Annotated in this window: 16 protein-coding genes; 14 read left to right on the forward strand and 2 right to left on the reverse strand. The window is 69.0% G+C overall.

The window, feature by feature from the left end:
• Positions 1–30: 30 nt before the first annotated feature.
• From secY to map, 3 genes are read left to right on the forward strand one after another with little or no spacing between them, the layout of a single operon-like run.
• Positions 31–1,353 carry a preprotein translocase subunit SecY gene (gene secY / locus IFT88_RS02755; RefSeq protein ID WP_043593336.1) on the forward strand — a complete coding sequence of 441 codons (1,323 nt, stop codon included), beginning with the start codon at positions 31–33 and terminating at the stop codon, positions 1,351–1,353.
• The gene (locus tag IFT88_RS02760; RefSeq protein WP_192118753.1) at positions 1,350–1,970 is read left to right on the forward strand and encodes an adenylate kinase; all 621 of its coding nucleotides are present in this window, start codon (positions 1,350–1,352) and stop codon (positions 1,968–1,970) included. The genes secY and IFT88_RS02760 overlap by 4 nt, the downstream gene beginning before the upstream one ends.
• Before the next feature lie 4 nt (positions 1,971–1,974).
• Entirely contained in the window at positions 1,975–2,808 is an 834-nt protein-coding gene (gene map, locus IFT88_RS02765; RefSeq protein WP_192118755.1) for a type I methionyl aminopeptidase, read from the forward strand.
• A gap of 50 nt (positions 2,809–2,858) precedes the next feature.
• Here the strand turns inward: map and IFT88_RS02770 are convergent, their stop codons facing one another.
• Positions 2,859–4,055, reverse strand: a complete 1,197-nt coding sequence (locus IFT88_RS02770; protein ID WP_052505102.1) for an LCP family protein — start codon at positions 4,053–4,055, stop codon at positions 2,859–2,861.
• A gap of 299 nt (positions 4,056–4,354) precedes the next feature.
• On the opposite strand from IFT88_RS02770, the gene infA reads away from it, so the two are divergent.
• From infA to glmM, 11 genes are all read left to right on the forward strand, one after another.
• Positions 4,355–4,576 carry a translation initiation factor IF-1 gene (gene infA, locus IFT88_RS02775; RefSeq protein WP_043593329.1) on the forward strand — a complete coding sequence of 74 codons (222 nt, stop codon included), beginning with the start codon at positions 4,355–4,357 and terminating at the stop codon, positions 4,574–4,576.
• Between the two features lie 68 nt (positions 4,577–4,644).
• On the forward strand, positions 4,645–4,761 hold the full coding sequence (rpmJ, locus tag IFT88_RS02780; protein WP_043593327.1) for a 50S ribosomal protein L36: 117 nt from the start codon (positions 4,645–4,647) through the stop codon (positions 4,759–4,761).
• Between the two features lie 190 nt (positions 4,762–4,951).
• On the forward strand, positions 4,952–5,326 hold the full coding sequence (gene rpsM / locus IFT88_RS02785) for a 30S ribosomal protein S13 (RefSeq protein WP_043593325.1): 375 nt from the start codon (positions 4,952–4,954) through the stop codon (positions 5,324–5,326).
• 45 nt (positions 5,327–5,371) lie between these two features.
• Entirely contained in the window at positions 5,372–5,770 is a 399-nt protein-coding gene (gene rpsK, locus IFT88_RS02790) for a 30S ribosomal protein S11 (RefSeq protein WP_043593323.1), read from the forward strand.
• A gap of 188 nt (positions 5,771–5,958) precedes the next feature.
• Positions 5,959–6,954, forward strand: coding sequence for a DNA-directed RNA polymerase subunit alpha (locus IFT88_RS02795; protein WP_043593322.1), 996 nt, complete (start codon positions 5,959–5,961; stop codon positions 6,952–6,954).
• A gap of 48 nt (positions 6,955–7,002) precedes the next feature.
• Positions 7,003–7,569: a 50S ribosomal protein L17 gene (gene rplQ / locus IFT88_RS02800; RefSeq protein ID WP_043593320.1), complete on the forward strand. Its 567-nt coding sequence runs from the start codon at positions 7,003–7,005 to the stop codon at positions 7,567–7,569.
• A gap of 258 nt (positions 7,570–7,827) precedes the next feature.
• Entirely contained in the window at positions 7,828–10,545 is a 2,718-nt protein-coding gene (locus tag IFT88_RS02805) for an ExeM/NucH family extracellular endonuclease (RefSeq protein WP_192118757.1), read from the forward strand.
• 112 nt (positions 10,546–10,657) lie between these two features.
• Entirely contained in the window at positions 10,658–11,557 is a 900-nt protein-coding gene (locus tag IFT88_RS02810; RefSeq protein WP_342212056.1) for a tRNA pseudouridine synthase A, read from the forward strand.
• 209 nt (positions 11,558–11,766) lie between these two features.
• Positions 11,767–12,213: a 50S ribosomal protein L13 gene (gene rplM, locus IFT88_RS02815; RefSeq protein WP_043593314.1), complete on the forward strand. Its 447-nt coding sequence runs from the start codon at positions 11,767–11,769 to the stop codon at positions 12,211–12,213.
• A gap of 32 nt (positions 12,214–12,245) precedes the next feature.
• On the forward strand, positions 12,246–12,731 hold the full coding sequence (rpsI, locus tag IFT88_RS02820) for a 30S ribosomal protein S9 (protein ID WP_082059799.1): 486 nt from the start codon (positions 12,246–12,248) through the stop codon (positions 12,729–12,731).
• Positions 12,732–12,758: 27 nt separating this feature from the next.
• Positions 12,759–14,120: a phosphoglucosamine mutase gene (glmM, locus tag IFT88_RS02825; protein ID WP_043593312.1), complete on the forward strand. Its 1,362-nt coding sequence runs from the start codon at positions 12,759–12,761 to the stop codon at positions 14,118–14,120.
• 96 nt (positions 14,121–14,216) lie between these two features.
• Here glmM and coaA read toward each other — a convergent pair whose 3' ends face one another.
• Complete coding sequence (gene coaA, locus IFT88_RS02830) at positions 14,217–15,173, reverse strand: type I pantothenate kinase (RefSeq protein ID WP_192118759.1); 957 nt, start codon at positions 15,171–15,173, stop codon at positions 14,217–14,219.
• Positions 15,174–15,233: the final 60 nt, after the last annotated feature.

A 15,233-nucleotide genomic window follows, 5' to 3' on the forward strand; every position in this document is an offset into this window, starting at 1 on the left:
TCGTCTATCCTTCATACCGGGAGGCCCCACGTGTTCAGAGCTGTCGCGCGCATCATGCGCACCCCCGACCTGCGTCGCAAGATCGGGTTCACGCTCGGCATCATCGCGCTCTTCCGGCTGGGTAGCTTCATCCCCGCACCGTTCGTCGACTACCAGAACGTCCAGGCGTGCCTCGCCGGCAACCAGGGCACGTCGGGTCTCTACGAGCTCGTCAACCTGTTTAGCGGTGGCGCCCTGCTGCAGCTGTCGGTCTTCGCGCTGGGCATCATGCCCTACATCACCTCGTCGATCATCGTGCAGTTGCTGCGCGTGGTCATCCCTCACTTCGACACCCTCTACAAAGAGGGCCAGTCCGGGCAGGCGAAGCTCACGCAGTACACGCGGTACCTCACCATCGCCCTGGGCGTCCTCCAGTCCACGACCCTCATCACCGTGGCCCGCTCCGGCGCCCTGTTCGGCTCGTCGGGCATCGCCGAGTGCAGCCAGCTGATCACGAACGACGCGTGGTACGCCGTCATGCTCATGGTCGTCACGATGACTGCCGGTACCGGCCTCATCATGTGGATGGGCGAGCTCATCACCGAGCGCGGCATCGGCAACGGCATGTCGCTGCTGATCTTCACCTCGATCGCTGCCCGATTCCCCACCGCCCTCTGGAGCATCGCGCAGTCGCGCAGCTTCGAGATCTTCTTGCTCGTCATCGCCGTCGGTCTGATCATCATGGCGCTCGTCGTCTTCGTCGAGCAGTCCCAGCGGCGCATCCCCGTCCAGTACGCCAAACGCATGGTCGGGCGGCGAACCTACGGCGGGAACAACACGTACATCCCGATCAAGGTCAACATGGCGGGCGTCGTCCCTGTCATCTTCGCGTCGTCGCTGCTCTACCTGCCGGCCCTGGTCGCGCAGTTCAACCAGCCCTCCGACGGCACGGCTCCGCCCGCGTGGGTCAGCTGGGTGCAGGCGAACCTCACCTCGGGTGACAACCCGCTCTACATGGTGCTGTACTTCGCGCTCATCGTCGGGTTCACGTACTTCTACGTCGCGATCACCTTCAACCCCGAAGAGGTCGCCGACAACATGAAGAAGTACGGCGGGTTCATCCCCGGCATCCGTGCCGGTCGCCCCACCGCCGAGTACCTCGACTACGTGCTGACGCGTGTGACGCTGCCTGGTGCCCTGTACCTCGGCATCATCGCGCTCATCCCGTTGATCGCCTTGGCCACGGTCGGTGCGAACCAGAACTTCCCCTTCGGCGGTGCCAGCATCCTGATCATCGTGGGCGTCGGTCTCGAGACGGTCAAGCAGATCGACTCGCAGCTCCAGCAGCGTCACTACGAGGGTCTGCTCCGATGAGTGCCGCTGAGACCCGACTCAGCCCGCGCCTCCTCATCGTCGGCCCTCCCGGGGCCGGCAAAGGCACCCAAGCGGTGGCCATCGCCGACTCACTGGGCATCCCGGCGATCTCGACCGGTGACATCTTCCGGGCCAACGTCAAGAACGAGACCGAGCTCGGCCTCAAGGTGAAGGCGATCCTCGACGCGGGCGACTACGTCCCGGACAGCCTCACCAACGAGCTCATCTCCGACCGGCTCTCCCAGGCCGACGCGGCCGAGGGGTTCCTCCTGGACGGCTACCCGCGCACCCTGCAGCAGGTCGAGTTCCTCGACGACCACCTCGCCGAGCAGGGTCAGTTCCTGACGACCGTGGTCCAGCTCGTCGCCGACCGTGACGAGATCGTCGAGCGCCTCCGCAAGCGTGCCCTCGATCAGGGCCGTTCCGACGACACCGAGGACGCCATTCGCCACCGCCAGGACGTCTACCTCCGCGAGACCGCGCCCCTGATCGAGACGTACCGAGAGCGTGGCCTGCTGGTCGAGGTCGACGGTCTGGGCAGCATCGACGAGGTCGCCGGGCGCATCGAATCGGCCCTCGCCGCCCGCGGCTTCACGTCCGTCGCTTCGGCCTCCTGACGTCGTGGCGTTCCGCCGCTCCGGCATCTACAAGACCGCCGACGAACTGCGACGTCTGGTCGGGCCGGGACTCCTGACGGCAGCATCGCTCGATGCCGTCCAGGCCGCCGTGCGATCCGGCGTGTCGACCATCGAGCTCGATGCCGTGGCCGAGGCCGCCATCCGCGACGGTGGGGGGGAACCCAACTTCATGTTGGTGCCCGGGTACCGCCACACGGTGTGCGCGTCGGTCGGCGACGAGGTCGTGCACGGCATCCCGGGCTCTCGCGTCCTGGCCCCGGGCGACCTCGTCTCGGTCGACAGCGGCGCGCAACTCGACGGGTGGAACGGCGACAGCGCACGCACGTTCGTCCTGGACGACGTCGACCGCCCCGACGTCGTGGCCGAGCGCCGCCGCCTGAACGAGGTCACCGAGCAATCCCTCTGGCACGGCATCGCCGCCCTGGCCTCGGCTTCGCACCTGAACGAGGTCGGTGGGGCCATCGAGGACTACATCGACGCGCAGGGCGACTACGGCATCATCGAGGACTACACCGGGCACGGCATCGGGCGGTCGATGCACGAAGACCCCCCGGTCTTCAACTACCGCGTCCGCGGACGTGGCCCCGCCGTCAGGCCCGGGTTGGTCATCGCCATCGAGCCCATGGTGACTACGGGCGGCATCGACACCGTCACCCACGACGACGGGTGGACCGTCAGCACGCGCGACGGCTCACTGGCCGCGCACTGGGAGCACTCGATCGCGGTCCACGAGGGCGGCATCTGGGTGCTCACGGCGCACGACGGCGGAGCCGCGGGGCTGGCACCGCTGGGAGTGACACCCGTCCCGATCGCCTGACCCGCGCCTCCTCGGCTCACGCCGGAGACGCCGAGGAGGCGCGGTGCGGCTCAGCGGGACGAGCCGACGCTGCAGGTGGCCTCGGCCGCCGACTGCCCCGTGATCGTCGACGGCAACGTGGTCGTCGGCGCGGTCGTCGTGGAGGGGTCGACCGGGCCCGTGGAGTCGGTAGCCGGATCGGACGGCGACGGCGCATCGCTCGGCACGGCGGGAGCCGTGGTCTCGGCGGGGGCGGTCCCGTCCGAGACGGAGCCACGCCCCGCGCTGTCGTCGCCGAGGGTGAACTTCTCGTCGGCGTTGAGAGCGGCGTTCAGGGCTGCGGCGTCGGTCGTGGACTCGATCACCCGGTTCGAGTCGCGCGGGTCGTCGACGACCGGGTACTGCACGAAGACGATCCCCGCGGGCTGGATGTCCTTCAGCGCGAGGGCCAGGCGCACGAGCGTGTCGGGGGAGTCGAGGGTGGACGACAACGTCATGTTGCTCAGGGCGGCCGAGGCGAGTTTGTAGAGCGTCGTCACGTCGCCGAGTGTGCCGCCCGAGATGATCTTGCGCATCATCGACGACAGGAAGACCTGTTGCGAGCTGATGCGCGCGATGTCACTACCGTCGCCGACGCCGTGTCGGGTCCGCAGGAAGGCGAGGGCCTCGGCACCCTGCAGGGTGTGGGTGCCCGCAGTCAGGTCGATGCCCGAGTCGGTGTCGCGGATCGTCCGCGTGACGCAGACGTCGACCCCACCGATGGCGTTCGACATCTCGATGACGCCGTCGAACGTGATCTTGCCGGCGTAGGGGATCGCCAGTCCGGTCATGCCCTCGACCGTCTTGACGGTGCACGAGAGCCCACCGCGTCCGAGGGTCGTGTTGAACTGCACGTGGTCCTCGGCCGGGTACACCTGGCCGTCGTCGCCGACGCATTCGGGTACGTCGATCATGAGGTCACGGGGAAAGCTCACGGCCGTCAGCTGGGTGTGGTCCGCCGAGAGGTGGGCCAGGATCGTCACGTCGTTGCGGATGCCGTCGACCTCGCCGGCGTCGACCTGGCTGCCGTCGTCGCGTTCGTCGCTGCCCACCAGCAGGATGTTGGCTCCGCCCTCGATGGCCGAGATGTCGACCCCGGCGACCTCGTCCTCGTTGCCCAGCGAGACGGTCTTCACCCCGGAGGTCGCGGTGCGGACCGCGATCGCCGCGACGGACACGCCGCTCACGAGCACGACGGCCATCGCCCCGGCGACGAGCGCCAGCAGCATGCGGAAGGGTCCTCGGCGACGGAGTCGACCGTGGCGAGCGACGCCCCGAGGGGAAGAGGGGGTGGTCGAGCGGTCAGGCATGGTGCTCCCGGCAGTCGTGATGCATCCCCGGCGAGACCACGGCTGAGGCGGGCAGCGAAGGTCGACGGGTGCTCCGGCGTGTCGGGTTGACCAGCCGGGTTGCTGAACTATACCGGCATCACCTAGGATCGATCTTTGGTGTTCCATGTGCGTTTCTGCGCGCCTGGGCATCGCATCCCCGCACGACCAACACCCCTATTCTTAGCGACAGTGAGGCTATGGCCAAAAAAGACGGTGTCATCGAAATCGAAGGCGCAGTGATCGAAGCTCTGCCCAACGCGATGTTCCGCGTTGAGTTGACCAACGGACACAGGGTCCTCGCGCACATCTCCGGCAAGATGCGGCAGCACTACATCCGCATCCTGCCCGAAGACCGTGTGATCGTGGAGCTCAGCCCCTACGACCTGACCCGCGGCCGGATCGTCTACCGCTACAAGTAGGGCGTGCTGGAAAGGAACGGCCCCACGCACCCGTGGGGCACGAAGCCAGCGAGATCAAGGAATCAGCAATGAAGGTCAACCCCAGCGTCAAGCCCATCTGCGAGCACTGCAAGGTCATCCGCCGCAAGGGCAACGTCATGGTCATCTGCAAGAGCAACCCGCGCCACAAACAGCGCCAGGGCTGACTCGTCCGCCGCTCCGGCGGCGTGCCGATGCCGACCCGGCCGAGCCGGGTCACACAGCAACACCCTCCCAGCAGCACCAGAACTCGTCACGGACGCCCGACAGGGTGGACGGAGGCGGGGGACACCCCGGGTCGGAGGCCCGGGCACCGGTGCTGTGACAGACCTCCACCATCTCTGAAAAGAGGCCATCATGGCACGTCTAGCAGGCGTTGACATCCCGCGCGACAAGCGCGTCGAAGTCGCACTGACCTACATCTACGGAGTCGGCCGCACCAGCGCGCTCAAGACTCTCGCCGAGACCGAGATCGACGGCAACATCCGCGTCAAGGACCTCACGGACGACCAGCTCGTCCTGCTCCGCGACTACATCGAGGGCAACTACAAGGTCGAGGGCGACCTCCGCCGCGAGGTGGCCGCCGACATCCGCCGCAAGGTCGAGATCGGCAGCTACGAGGGCATCCGCCACCGCCGCGGCCTCCCCGTCCGCGGCCAGCGCACCAAGACGAACGCTCGTACCCGCAAGGGCCCGAAGCGCACCGTCGCCGGCAAGAAGAAGGCTCGATAGGCCTCGGCTCCCGCCGTACGCCCCTCAAGGTTGTAGGAGAAAAAATTGGCAGCACCGAAGACGGCCGCGCGTAAGCCCCGCCGCAAAGAGAAGAAGAACGTCGCCGTGGGTCAGGCCCACATCAAGAGCACGTTCAACAACACGATCGTCTCGATCACCGACCCCTCGGGCGCCGTCCTGAGCTGGGCCTCGTCCGGCGCCGTCGGCTTCAAGGGTTCGCGCAAGTCGACCCCCTTCGCCGCGCAGCTCGCCGCCGAGTCCGCCGCCCGTCAGGCGCAGGAGCACGGCGTCAAGAAGGTCGACGTCTTCGTCAAGGGCCCGGGTTCGGGTCGCGAGACGGCGATCCGTTCGCTCCAGGCCGCAGGCCTCGAGGTCGGTTCGATCAACGACGTCACCCCTCAGGCGCACAACGGCTGCCGCCCGCCGAAGCGTCGTCGCGTCTAACTGAGTTACCGCCCGCCACACCGGCACGGGCCCCTCTTCGGGGTCCGCCGGTGCGGCGGGCTCCCCCGCGTCAGCACCGCCTCCTGCGTGTTCGCCCGAGGTGCCACAACTCAACAGACCCGACGGGCCAGCCACCTGTCGTACCGCCAAGAGTCATATAGCGGACTCTTCGCCGAAAGGAATAAACAGTGCTCATTGCACAGCGCCCCACCCTCACCGAGGAGAACATCTCGGAGTTCCGCTCCCGCTTCGTGATCGAGCCCCTCGAGCCCGGCTTCGGTTACACCCTCGGCAACTCGCTGCGCCGCACGCTTCTCTCGTCGATCCCCGGCGCTGCTGTCACCAGCATCCGCATCGACGGCGTGCTGCACGAGTTCACGACCGTCCCCGGTGTGAAGGAAGACGTCACCGAGGTCATCCTCAACATCAAGCAGCTGGTCGTCGCCAGCGAGCACGACGAGCCCATCACGGCTTACCTGCGCAAGCAGGGTGCCGGCCAGGTCACGGCCGCCGACATCTCGGCTCCGGCCGGTGTCGAGATCCACAACCCCGAGCTCGTCATCGCCACGCTGAACGACAAGGCGAAGTTCGAACTCGAGCTCACGATCGAGCGTGGCCGCGGCTACGTGTCGGCCGTGCAGAACCGCAGCGAGTTCAGCGAAGCCGGTCAGATCCCGATCGACTCGATCTACTCGCCCGTGCTCAAGGTCACCTACCGCGTCGAGGCGACGCGTGCCGGTGAGCGCACCGACTTCGACCGTCTGGTCGTCGACGTCGAGTCGAAGCCGTCGATCTCGCCGCGCGACGCCATCGCGTCGGCCGGTCGCACGCTGACCGAGCTGTTCGGTCTGGCCCGCGAACTCAACACCGCCGCCGAGGGCATCGAGATCGGCCCCGCGCCGGTCGACGCCGTCCTGTCGAGCGAGCTGCAGACCCCGATCGAGGACCTCGACCTGTCGGTCCGCAGCTACAACTGCCTGAAGCGCGAGGGCATCAACACGGTGTCCGAGCTGGTCGCCCTCTCCGAGACCCAGTTGATGAACATCCGCAACTTCGGTCAGAAGTCGGTCGACGAGGTGAAGGACAAGCTCGTCGAGCTCGGCCTCTCGCTGAAGGACACGGTCCCCGGGTTCGACGGAGCCCACTTCTACAGCGGTTACGACGAAGAAGAGACCACCAACTAGGTCTCTCCGCCCGACGCCCTCCACTCTCGACTCACTTAGGAACAGACAATGCCCAAGCCCACCAAGGGACCCCGCCTCGGAGGCGGCCCGGCGCACGAGCGCCTCATGCTGGCCAACCTGGCCGCTTCGCTCTTCGAGCACAAGACGATCAAGACGACCGAGACGAAGGCCAAGCGCCTGCGTCCCGTCGCCGAGCGCCTCGTGACCTTCGCGAAGCGTGGCGACCTGCACTCGCGTCGTCGCGCCATGCAGACCCTGCGCAACAACAAAGAGGCCGCACACATCCTCTTCACCGAGATCGCTCCGCTGGTCGAGAACCGTGACGGCGGCTACACCCGCATCACGAAGCTCGGCTTCCGCAAGGGTGACAACGCGTCGATGGTGTCCATCGAGCTCGTCCTCGAGCCCGTGAGCCCCAAGGTCAAGAACTCGAAGACCACCGCCGCGGCGGCTCCGGTCGCCGAGCCCGTCGCCGAGGAGCCCACAGAGGCTCCCGTCGACGAGACCGAGACCGTCGAGGAGTCGGCTCCCGTCGAGACCGAGACCGAGACGGCTGCCGCCGACGAGGTCGAGGCCGACGCCGCTGCGAAGTCGGACGACGAAGCAGCCAAGTAGTCCCACCAGCACCACCCGGAGGGCCCGTCACCGTGAGGTGATGGGCCCTCCGTCGTGCAGGGAGCAGGAGGCGGTCCGCACAAGAGAGGACTGGCCCCCCGGGCGGGGGTCGTTTACCTTGGCGATTGTTCTGCGACACCTGTGGTGCACCTGTGCCGCCTACGGTGACCGGAGCCCGACCCGATCACGAAGGACGTCATGTCGCCACGCCCACGCCCACGCCCCCGGCCACTCAAGGCCCTCGCCCTCACGACGGGCATGGCCCTCGCACTCGGGCTCGCCCCTCTCGTGACCGCCGCGCCCGCCCTCGCCGCGCCCGACGGTTCGTCGGTGGTCATCAACGAGGCCTACCTCAAGGGAGGCAGCGCCAACGCTCCCTTCAACCGCAAGTTCGTCGAGCTGTACAACCCCACGGCGGCGTCGGTGTCGCTGGCCGGCTGGTCCCTGCAGTACCGCTCGGCGACGGGCGCCGGGGAGTTCTCCGCCGCTGAAATCGCCGGCACCATCGCGGCCGGTGGCTACTTCCTCGTGGCGATCCCGGGCAACGGCACCACGGGCGCCGACCTGCCCGCCCCCGACGCGAGTGCCTCGCTCAACCCGAGCGGCACGACGGGAACGGTCCTGCTGTCGAACGGCGCCGTTCCGTTGACGCTCGCACCCGGTTCGATCCCCGCCGGGACGCCGGGCGTGGTCGACCTGCTCGGCTACGGCGCCTCGAACACCTTCGAGACGACCGTCGCTCCCGTGACCGGAACGAACCCGACGCCCAACTCGTTGGCCCGCACCGCTGGTGCGGACACCGACGTCAACGCGGCCGACTTCTCGACGCAGACCACCGTCACCCCGCAGAACTCCGGCGGCACGGGCACCGATCCCGGCCCCGAGCCCGAGCCGCAGCCCGAACCGACCCCCGAGGCCGACGTGACGATCGCGCAGGTCCAGGGCCTGACCGGCACGAGTCCGTTCGTCGGTCGCACGGTGACCACGCGGGGCGTCGTCACGGCGACCTACCCCACGGGCGGCCTGGACGGTTACGTCATCCAGACCCCGGGGTCAGGAGGCGCGCTCGACCTGGCGACGCACCTCGCGTCGGACGCACTGTTCGTGTACTCCGCGAGCACCGCCTCCTCGGTCGCCGTCGGCGACTACGTCGAGGTGGACGGGGCGGTCACCGAGTTCTTCGGCCTGACGCAGATCACCGTCACCGGTGCGTCGTCGCTCAGGACGCTCGACGCCTCGAGCGTGGTGGCGCCGCGGGCGGCGACCGTCGGCCTGCCCGCCACGGACGCCCAGCGCGAGACGCTCGAGAGCATGCTCGTGCTGCCTCAGGGCGAGTTCACCGTCGCGGACACCTACACGACGAACCAGTACGGCGAGGTCAAGCTCGCCTCGGGTGACCGGCCGCTGATCCAGCCCACCGAGGTCGCCCGACCGGGCTCGCCCGGCTACGCGGCGGTGGTCGCCGACAACGCGGCCCGTGCCGTGACCCTCGACGACGGTGCCACGACGAACTTCTTCACGGCCGCCAACCAGTCGATCCCGGTGCCCTACCTCTCGAACGAGAACCCGGTGACGGTGGGCGCTTCCGTGGCTTTCACGAAGCCGGTCGTGTTCGACTTCCGCAACTCGGCCTGGAAGTACCAGCCGACTGCCCGTCTCACCGGAGACACCGCCTACGGCGACCTGCCGGTCACGTTCGAGGACATCCGCACCGACGCCCCGCGTGAGGTGGGAGGCGACCTGAAGCTCGCCAGCTTCAACGTGCTGAACTACTTCACGACGACGGGCGACCAGCTGCGCGGTTGCACGTTCTACACCGACCGCGCGGGTGCGCCGGTGACGGTGAACAGCGGCTGCGACGCTCGTGGTGCCGCGAACGCCGAGAACCTCGCCCGCCAGCAGGTGAAGATCGTCACCGCGATCAACGCCCTCGGCGCCGACGTCGTGTCGCTCGAGGAGATCGAGAACTCGGCCCGCTTCGGCGAGCCCCGCGACTCCGCGCTCGCGACCCTGGTCGGGGCGCTCAACGCCGCGGCCGGTGCCGAGGTGTGGGACTATGCCCGCTCACCGGAGGCGCTGCCCGCCAACGAGGACGTCATCCGTCTCGCCTTCATCTACAAGAAGTCCGTCGCCGAGCCCGTCGGAGGGTCGACGATCCTGACCGGATCGGCTGCCTTCAGCAATGCTCGGCAGCCGCTCGCCCAGGCCTTCCGTCCCGTCGGCGGTGACGCCGAGTCGACCTTCGTCGCCATCGCCAACCACTTCAAGTCGAAGGGCAGCGGCTCGGGCGCGGACGCCGACCAGGGTGACGGCCAGGGCGGTTCGAACGGCTCGCGCGTCAACCAGGCGAACGCCCTGGTCGCCTTCGCCGCCGAACGCGAGGCCGCTGCGGGAACCGACAAGGTGTTCCTGCTGGGCGACTTCAACGCCTACAGCCAGGAGGACCCGATCCAGGTGCTGCGGGCCGCGGGCTACGTCGACCTCGGCTCCACCGAGACCGACGAGTACAGCTACGTGTTCAGCGGCCTCAGCGGTTCGCTCGACCACGTGCTCGCCTCGCCCGCCGCGGCCGAGGCCGTCACGGGCGTGGACATCTGGAACATCAACTCGGGGGAGGGCATCGGCCTCGAGTACAGCCGCTTCAACTACAACGTGCGGCAGCTCTACCAGGCCGACCAGTTCCGTTCGAGCGACCACGACCCGGTCGTCGTCGGGGTGTCGCTGCTCGCCTCTCCCGTCGACCCCGTTCCGCCGGTGACCGACCCGGGCACGACGCCCGGAGCCGGAGCCGGTCCGACCGTGCCGGGTGCCGGTCCCGGGGTGGTCACCCCGGGCACGACCGCACCGACCGCGGACGGCTCGCTCGCGTTCACGGGTTCCGCGCCCCTGGCGGGGTGGCTCGCGCTCGCCCTGGTGCTGATGGCGATGGGCGGCACGGTCCTCGTGGTCCGGCACCGCGCCTCCCGCATGGGCTAGGCGGAGGCGCCCGACGGCGGTCGTGATCCGGGTGACCGGGTCGCGGCCGCCGTCGTCGTCCGCCCACCCGGCAGACCGAGGAGGCGCGGTGTCGGCCCCGTAGGATCGTCGGGTGACGATCGACGACCCGGCCCTCACGCGTCTCCGTCTCGGGGTCGCGTACGACGGCACCGGCTTCTCGGGCTGGAGCGAGCAGCCCGGCCGTCGCACGGTGCAGGGCGAGATCGAGGCCGCGCTGCAGACGCTCTTCCGCCGGCTGGGGGACGTGCCGACCGTGACCGTGGCGGGTCGCACCGACGCCGGCGTGCACGCCCGCGGGCAGGTGGTGCACCTCGACCTCACCGACGCCCAGATCGCCCAGCTGCAGAAGCCGCACCGCGGCATGCGCGACCAGTCCCCGCTCGACGCCCCGACCGTGCTGGCCAGGCGGCTGAACGGGCTCGCGGGCGCGTCCGACGAGATCGTGATCTCGGGTGCGCGAGTCGCGCCTCCTGGTTTCCACGCCCGCTTCGGGGCGCTCTGGCGGCGGTACGAGTACCGCATCGCCGACCGTGGTGCCGAGCGCGACCCGACGAGGCGCAGCCACACCCTCTGGTACGACCAACGCCTCGACCTCGAGCTGATGAACGCGACGGCGTCCGGGCTGCTCGGCCTGCACGACTGGGCCGCCTACTGCCGCCACCGCGACTACGCGACCACCATCCGCGAGCTGCAGGAGTTCTCGTGGCGGCGCGAGGCCGACGGCGTGCTCGTCGCCTCGGTGCAGGCCGACGCCTTCTGTCACAACCTCGTGCGCAACCTCGTGGGTGCCTGCGTGGCCGTCGGCGAGGGAGCGATGGAGGCGCATCGTGCGGTGGGCGTCCGGCGCGAGGCCCAGCGCAACGGCGAGTTCCGCGTCGTGCCCGCCCACGGGCTCACGATGGTCGAGGTCGGCTACCCGCCCGACGACGAGATGGCAGCCCGGGTGGCCCTGACGCAGGTGAAGCGGTCGCACGACCAGCTGGGGGAGTGACGCCCGCGCGTGAGGCGGGCGACGCGCGACGGGCGGCGGTTGACCGTCCCGCTCGTGTCGGGTAACGTGAAGCCTTGGTGTCTGCGCAACTGCGCGCTTTCGCCCGAAGTTGAGCCCTCCACCTGACTCGTTCTCATCGTCTCTGCGGTGACAACGGCAACGGAGCGGGATTCACGAACCTCTCACCTCGACCAGAAAGCAGCACTACTGTGACGCGCACTTTCTCCCCCAAGCCGGCTGACGTTCAGCCGAACTGGCTGATCATCGACGCCAACGACGTCGTGCTCGGCCGCCTCGCGAGCCACGTGGCAGCCCTGCTGCGCGGCAAGCACAAGCCGACCTTCGCCCCCCACATGGACATGGGCGACTTCGTCATCGTCATCAACGCCGACAAGGTGGCCCTCACCGGCTCCAAGCTGGCCGAGAAGCTCTACTACCGTCACTCGGGCTACCCGGGCGGCATCACGGCCACCACGTACTCCGAGATGGTCGAGAAGCACCCCACCCGTGCGGTCGAGAAGGCCATCCGTGGCATGCTGCCGAAGAACTCGCTGGGCCGTGCCCAGATCAAGAAGCTGAAGGTGTACGCGGGTGCCGAGCACCCCCACGCTGCTCAGCAGCCCACGGTTTACACCCTCGACCAGGTCGCCCAGTAGCGTCCGCCTTCAGACTTAAGGACCCCCACACAGTGGCTCAGATCGCAGATTCCATCGACCAGGCTCCCGAGAGCTTCACCACCGAGAGCTCGGCCCCCGAGGCCGCCGCGACGCCCCGCCCCGTGCTGAGCGTCGGCGGTTCCGCCGTCGGTCGTCGCAAAGAGGCCATCGCTCGTGCGCGCCTCACGCCCGGCTCCGGCACGATCGTCGTGAACGGTCGCACCCTCGAGGACTACTTCCCCAACAAGCTGCACCAGCAGCTGATCAACGACCCGTTCAAGGTCCTCGACCTGCTCGGCTCGTACGACGTGGCCGTCAAGGTCACCGGTGGCGGCCCCTCGGGCCAGGCCGGTGCCCTCCGTCTCGCCATCGCCCGTGCGCTGAACGAGATCGACCGCGAGAACAACCGCGCCACGCTGAAGAAGGCCGGCTTCCTCACCCGTGACGCCCGCGTCATCGAGCGCAAGAAGGCCGGTCTCAAGAAGGCCCGCAAGGCCTCGCAGTTCTCGAAGCGCTAACCAGCACCACACAAGGCAGGTCTCGCGATGTCGCGTTTGTTCGGTACCGACGGTGTCAGAGGCCTCGCCAACCGTGAACTGACCGCCGCGCTCGCCCTGGGGCTCTCCCAGGCGAGCGCGGTGGTGCTCACGAAGGGGCATCACGCCGATGCCCGTCGCGCTGAGGGGCGACGACCCGTCGCCGTCGTCGCGCGCGACCCCCGCATCTCCGGTGAGTTCCTCACCGCGGCCGTCTGTGCCGGGCTCGCCAGCTCGGGTGTCGACGTGCTCGACGCCGGAGTCATCCCGACCCCCGCCGCGGCCTTCCTCGTCGACGACATCGGCGCCGACTTCGGCGTGATGATCAGTGCCTCGCACAACGCCGCGCCCGACAACGGCATCAAGTTCTTCGCCTTCGGCGGCACGAAGCTGCCCGACGAGGTCGAAGACCGCATCGAGGCCGCCATGGCCGATCCGCAGTTGATGCCGATCGGTGGCGACGTCGGCCGCATCCGTCGGTTCGCCGACGCCGAGGACCGCTACGTGCTGCACCTGCTCGGCGCCCTGCCGAACCGGCTCGACGGCATCCACGTCGTCCTCGACTGCGCCCACGGGGCCGCCTCGGCCGTCTCGCCCGAGGTGTTCACCGACGCCGGCGCGAGGGTCACCCTGATCGGGGCCGATCCCGACGGCGTCAACATCAACGACGGCGTGGGGTCGACCCACCTCGACAACCTCGCGAAGGCCGTCCTCGAGCACGGTGCCGACGTCGGCATCGCCCACGACGGCGACGCCGACCGCTGCCTGGCCGTCGACGCCACCGGCGCCGTGGTCGACGGCGACCAGATCATGGCCATCATCGCCCTGGCACAGAAAGAACGTGGCGCCCTCGTCGACGACACCCTCGTCGCGACGGTGATGAGCAACCTCGGCCTCATCCGCGCCATGGCCGAGCACGGCATCACGGTCCGCCAGACCAAGGTCGGCGACCGCTACGTGCTCGAGGACATGAACGAGCACGGCTTCACCCTCGGCGGCGAGCAGTCCGGTCACATCGTCTTCGCCGACTACGCCACCACCGGCGACGGCATCCTCACCGGCCTCTCGCTCGTGGCCCGCATGGCCGCGACCGGCAAGAGCCTGGCCGAGCTCGCCTCCGTCATGACGGTCTTCCCGCAGATCATGATCAACGTGCGCGACGTCGACCGTTCGCGAGCCGCGTCCGACGAGGGCGTGGCCGAGGCCGTCCGCCGGTTCGAGGACGAACTCGGCGACACCGGCCGCGTGCTGCTCCGTCCCTCGGGCACCGAGCCCGTCGTGCGCGTGATGGTCGAGGCCGCCGACCAGGCGACCGCCGACCGCGTGGCCCACGCGCTGGCCGACGTCGTCCGCGAGCGACTCGCCCTCTGAGCGGCGCGGCGGACGGGGTGCGACGTCCCGGTGACGTGACCCGCGCCTCCTGACCGGACACCGCCCCTGACCGGGACGCGCCGCCGTCGCGGTGGGTCAGATCTTGCGCAACAGGACCGAGCTGACCTTGTGGTCGGCGGCCTTCCGCAGGACGAGCGTCGCCCGTGACCGGGTCGGCAGCACGTTCTCGATCAGGTTCGGTTCGTTGACCGACTTCCAGATGCCCGAGGCGAACGAGCGGGCCTCGGGCTCGCTCATGTCGGCGAAGCGGTGGAAGAACGAGCGCTCCTGCGTGAAGGCGCTCTTCTGCAGGGCGAGGAACCGGTCGACGAACCAGTTCTCGATGTCGCCGGTGCGGGCGTCGACGTAGAGCGTGAAGTCGAACAGGTCGCTCAGGGCGAGCCGACCGGCGACGGCGGGCTGCAGCACGTTCAGCCCCTCGACGATCAGGATGTCGGGCCGGCGCACGACGACCTCGGCGCTCGGCATGATGTCGTAGCTGGTGTGCGAGTAGAACGGGGCCCGCACCTCTTCGGCGCCGCTCTTGACCTGTGAGACGAAGCGCAGCAGGTGGCGGCGGTCGTACGACTCGGGAAACCCCTTGCGGCTCATGATGCCGCGGCGCTCGAGCTCGGCGTTCGGGTAGAGGAACCCGTCGGTGGTCACCAGCTCGACGCGGGGCGTGTCGTCCCACCGGCTGAGCAACTCACGCAGGAGGCGGGCGACGGTGGACTTGCCGACGGCCACCGACCCGGCGACGCCGATCACGAACGGCGTGCGCTGGGCCCGTTCGCCGAGGAAGTCGCTCGTCGCCCGGTGCAGGTTGCGGGCACCGGCGGCGTAGAGGTTGAGGAGACGGCTGAGCGGGACGTACACGTCCTGCACCTCGCGCATGTCGAGGCGGTCGCCGAGGCCGCGCAGCTGCACGATCTCGGTCTCGGTCAGCGGCAGTCGCGTCGTCGGGGCCAGGTCGGCCCACGCGTCGCGCCCGATCTCGACGAAGGGGCTCGCGTGCACGGCGGAGGGCGCGGTCGTCGGGTTGGCTTCGGCCATGCGCACGAGGCTACCGGTCCGGGGTCGGCGCGAGTCGGCACGGCCCGCCGGGCTCTCGGA

This window comes from Frigoribacterium sp. CFBP 8751 (assembly GCF_014841545.1).
In the GTDB taxonomy this organism is placed as follows: Bacteria; Actinomycetota; Actinomycetes; order Actinomycetales; family Microbacteriaceae; genus Frigoribacterium.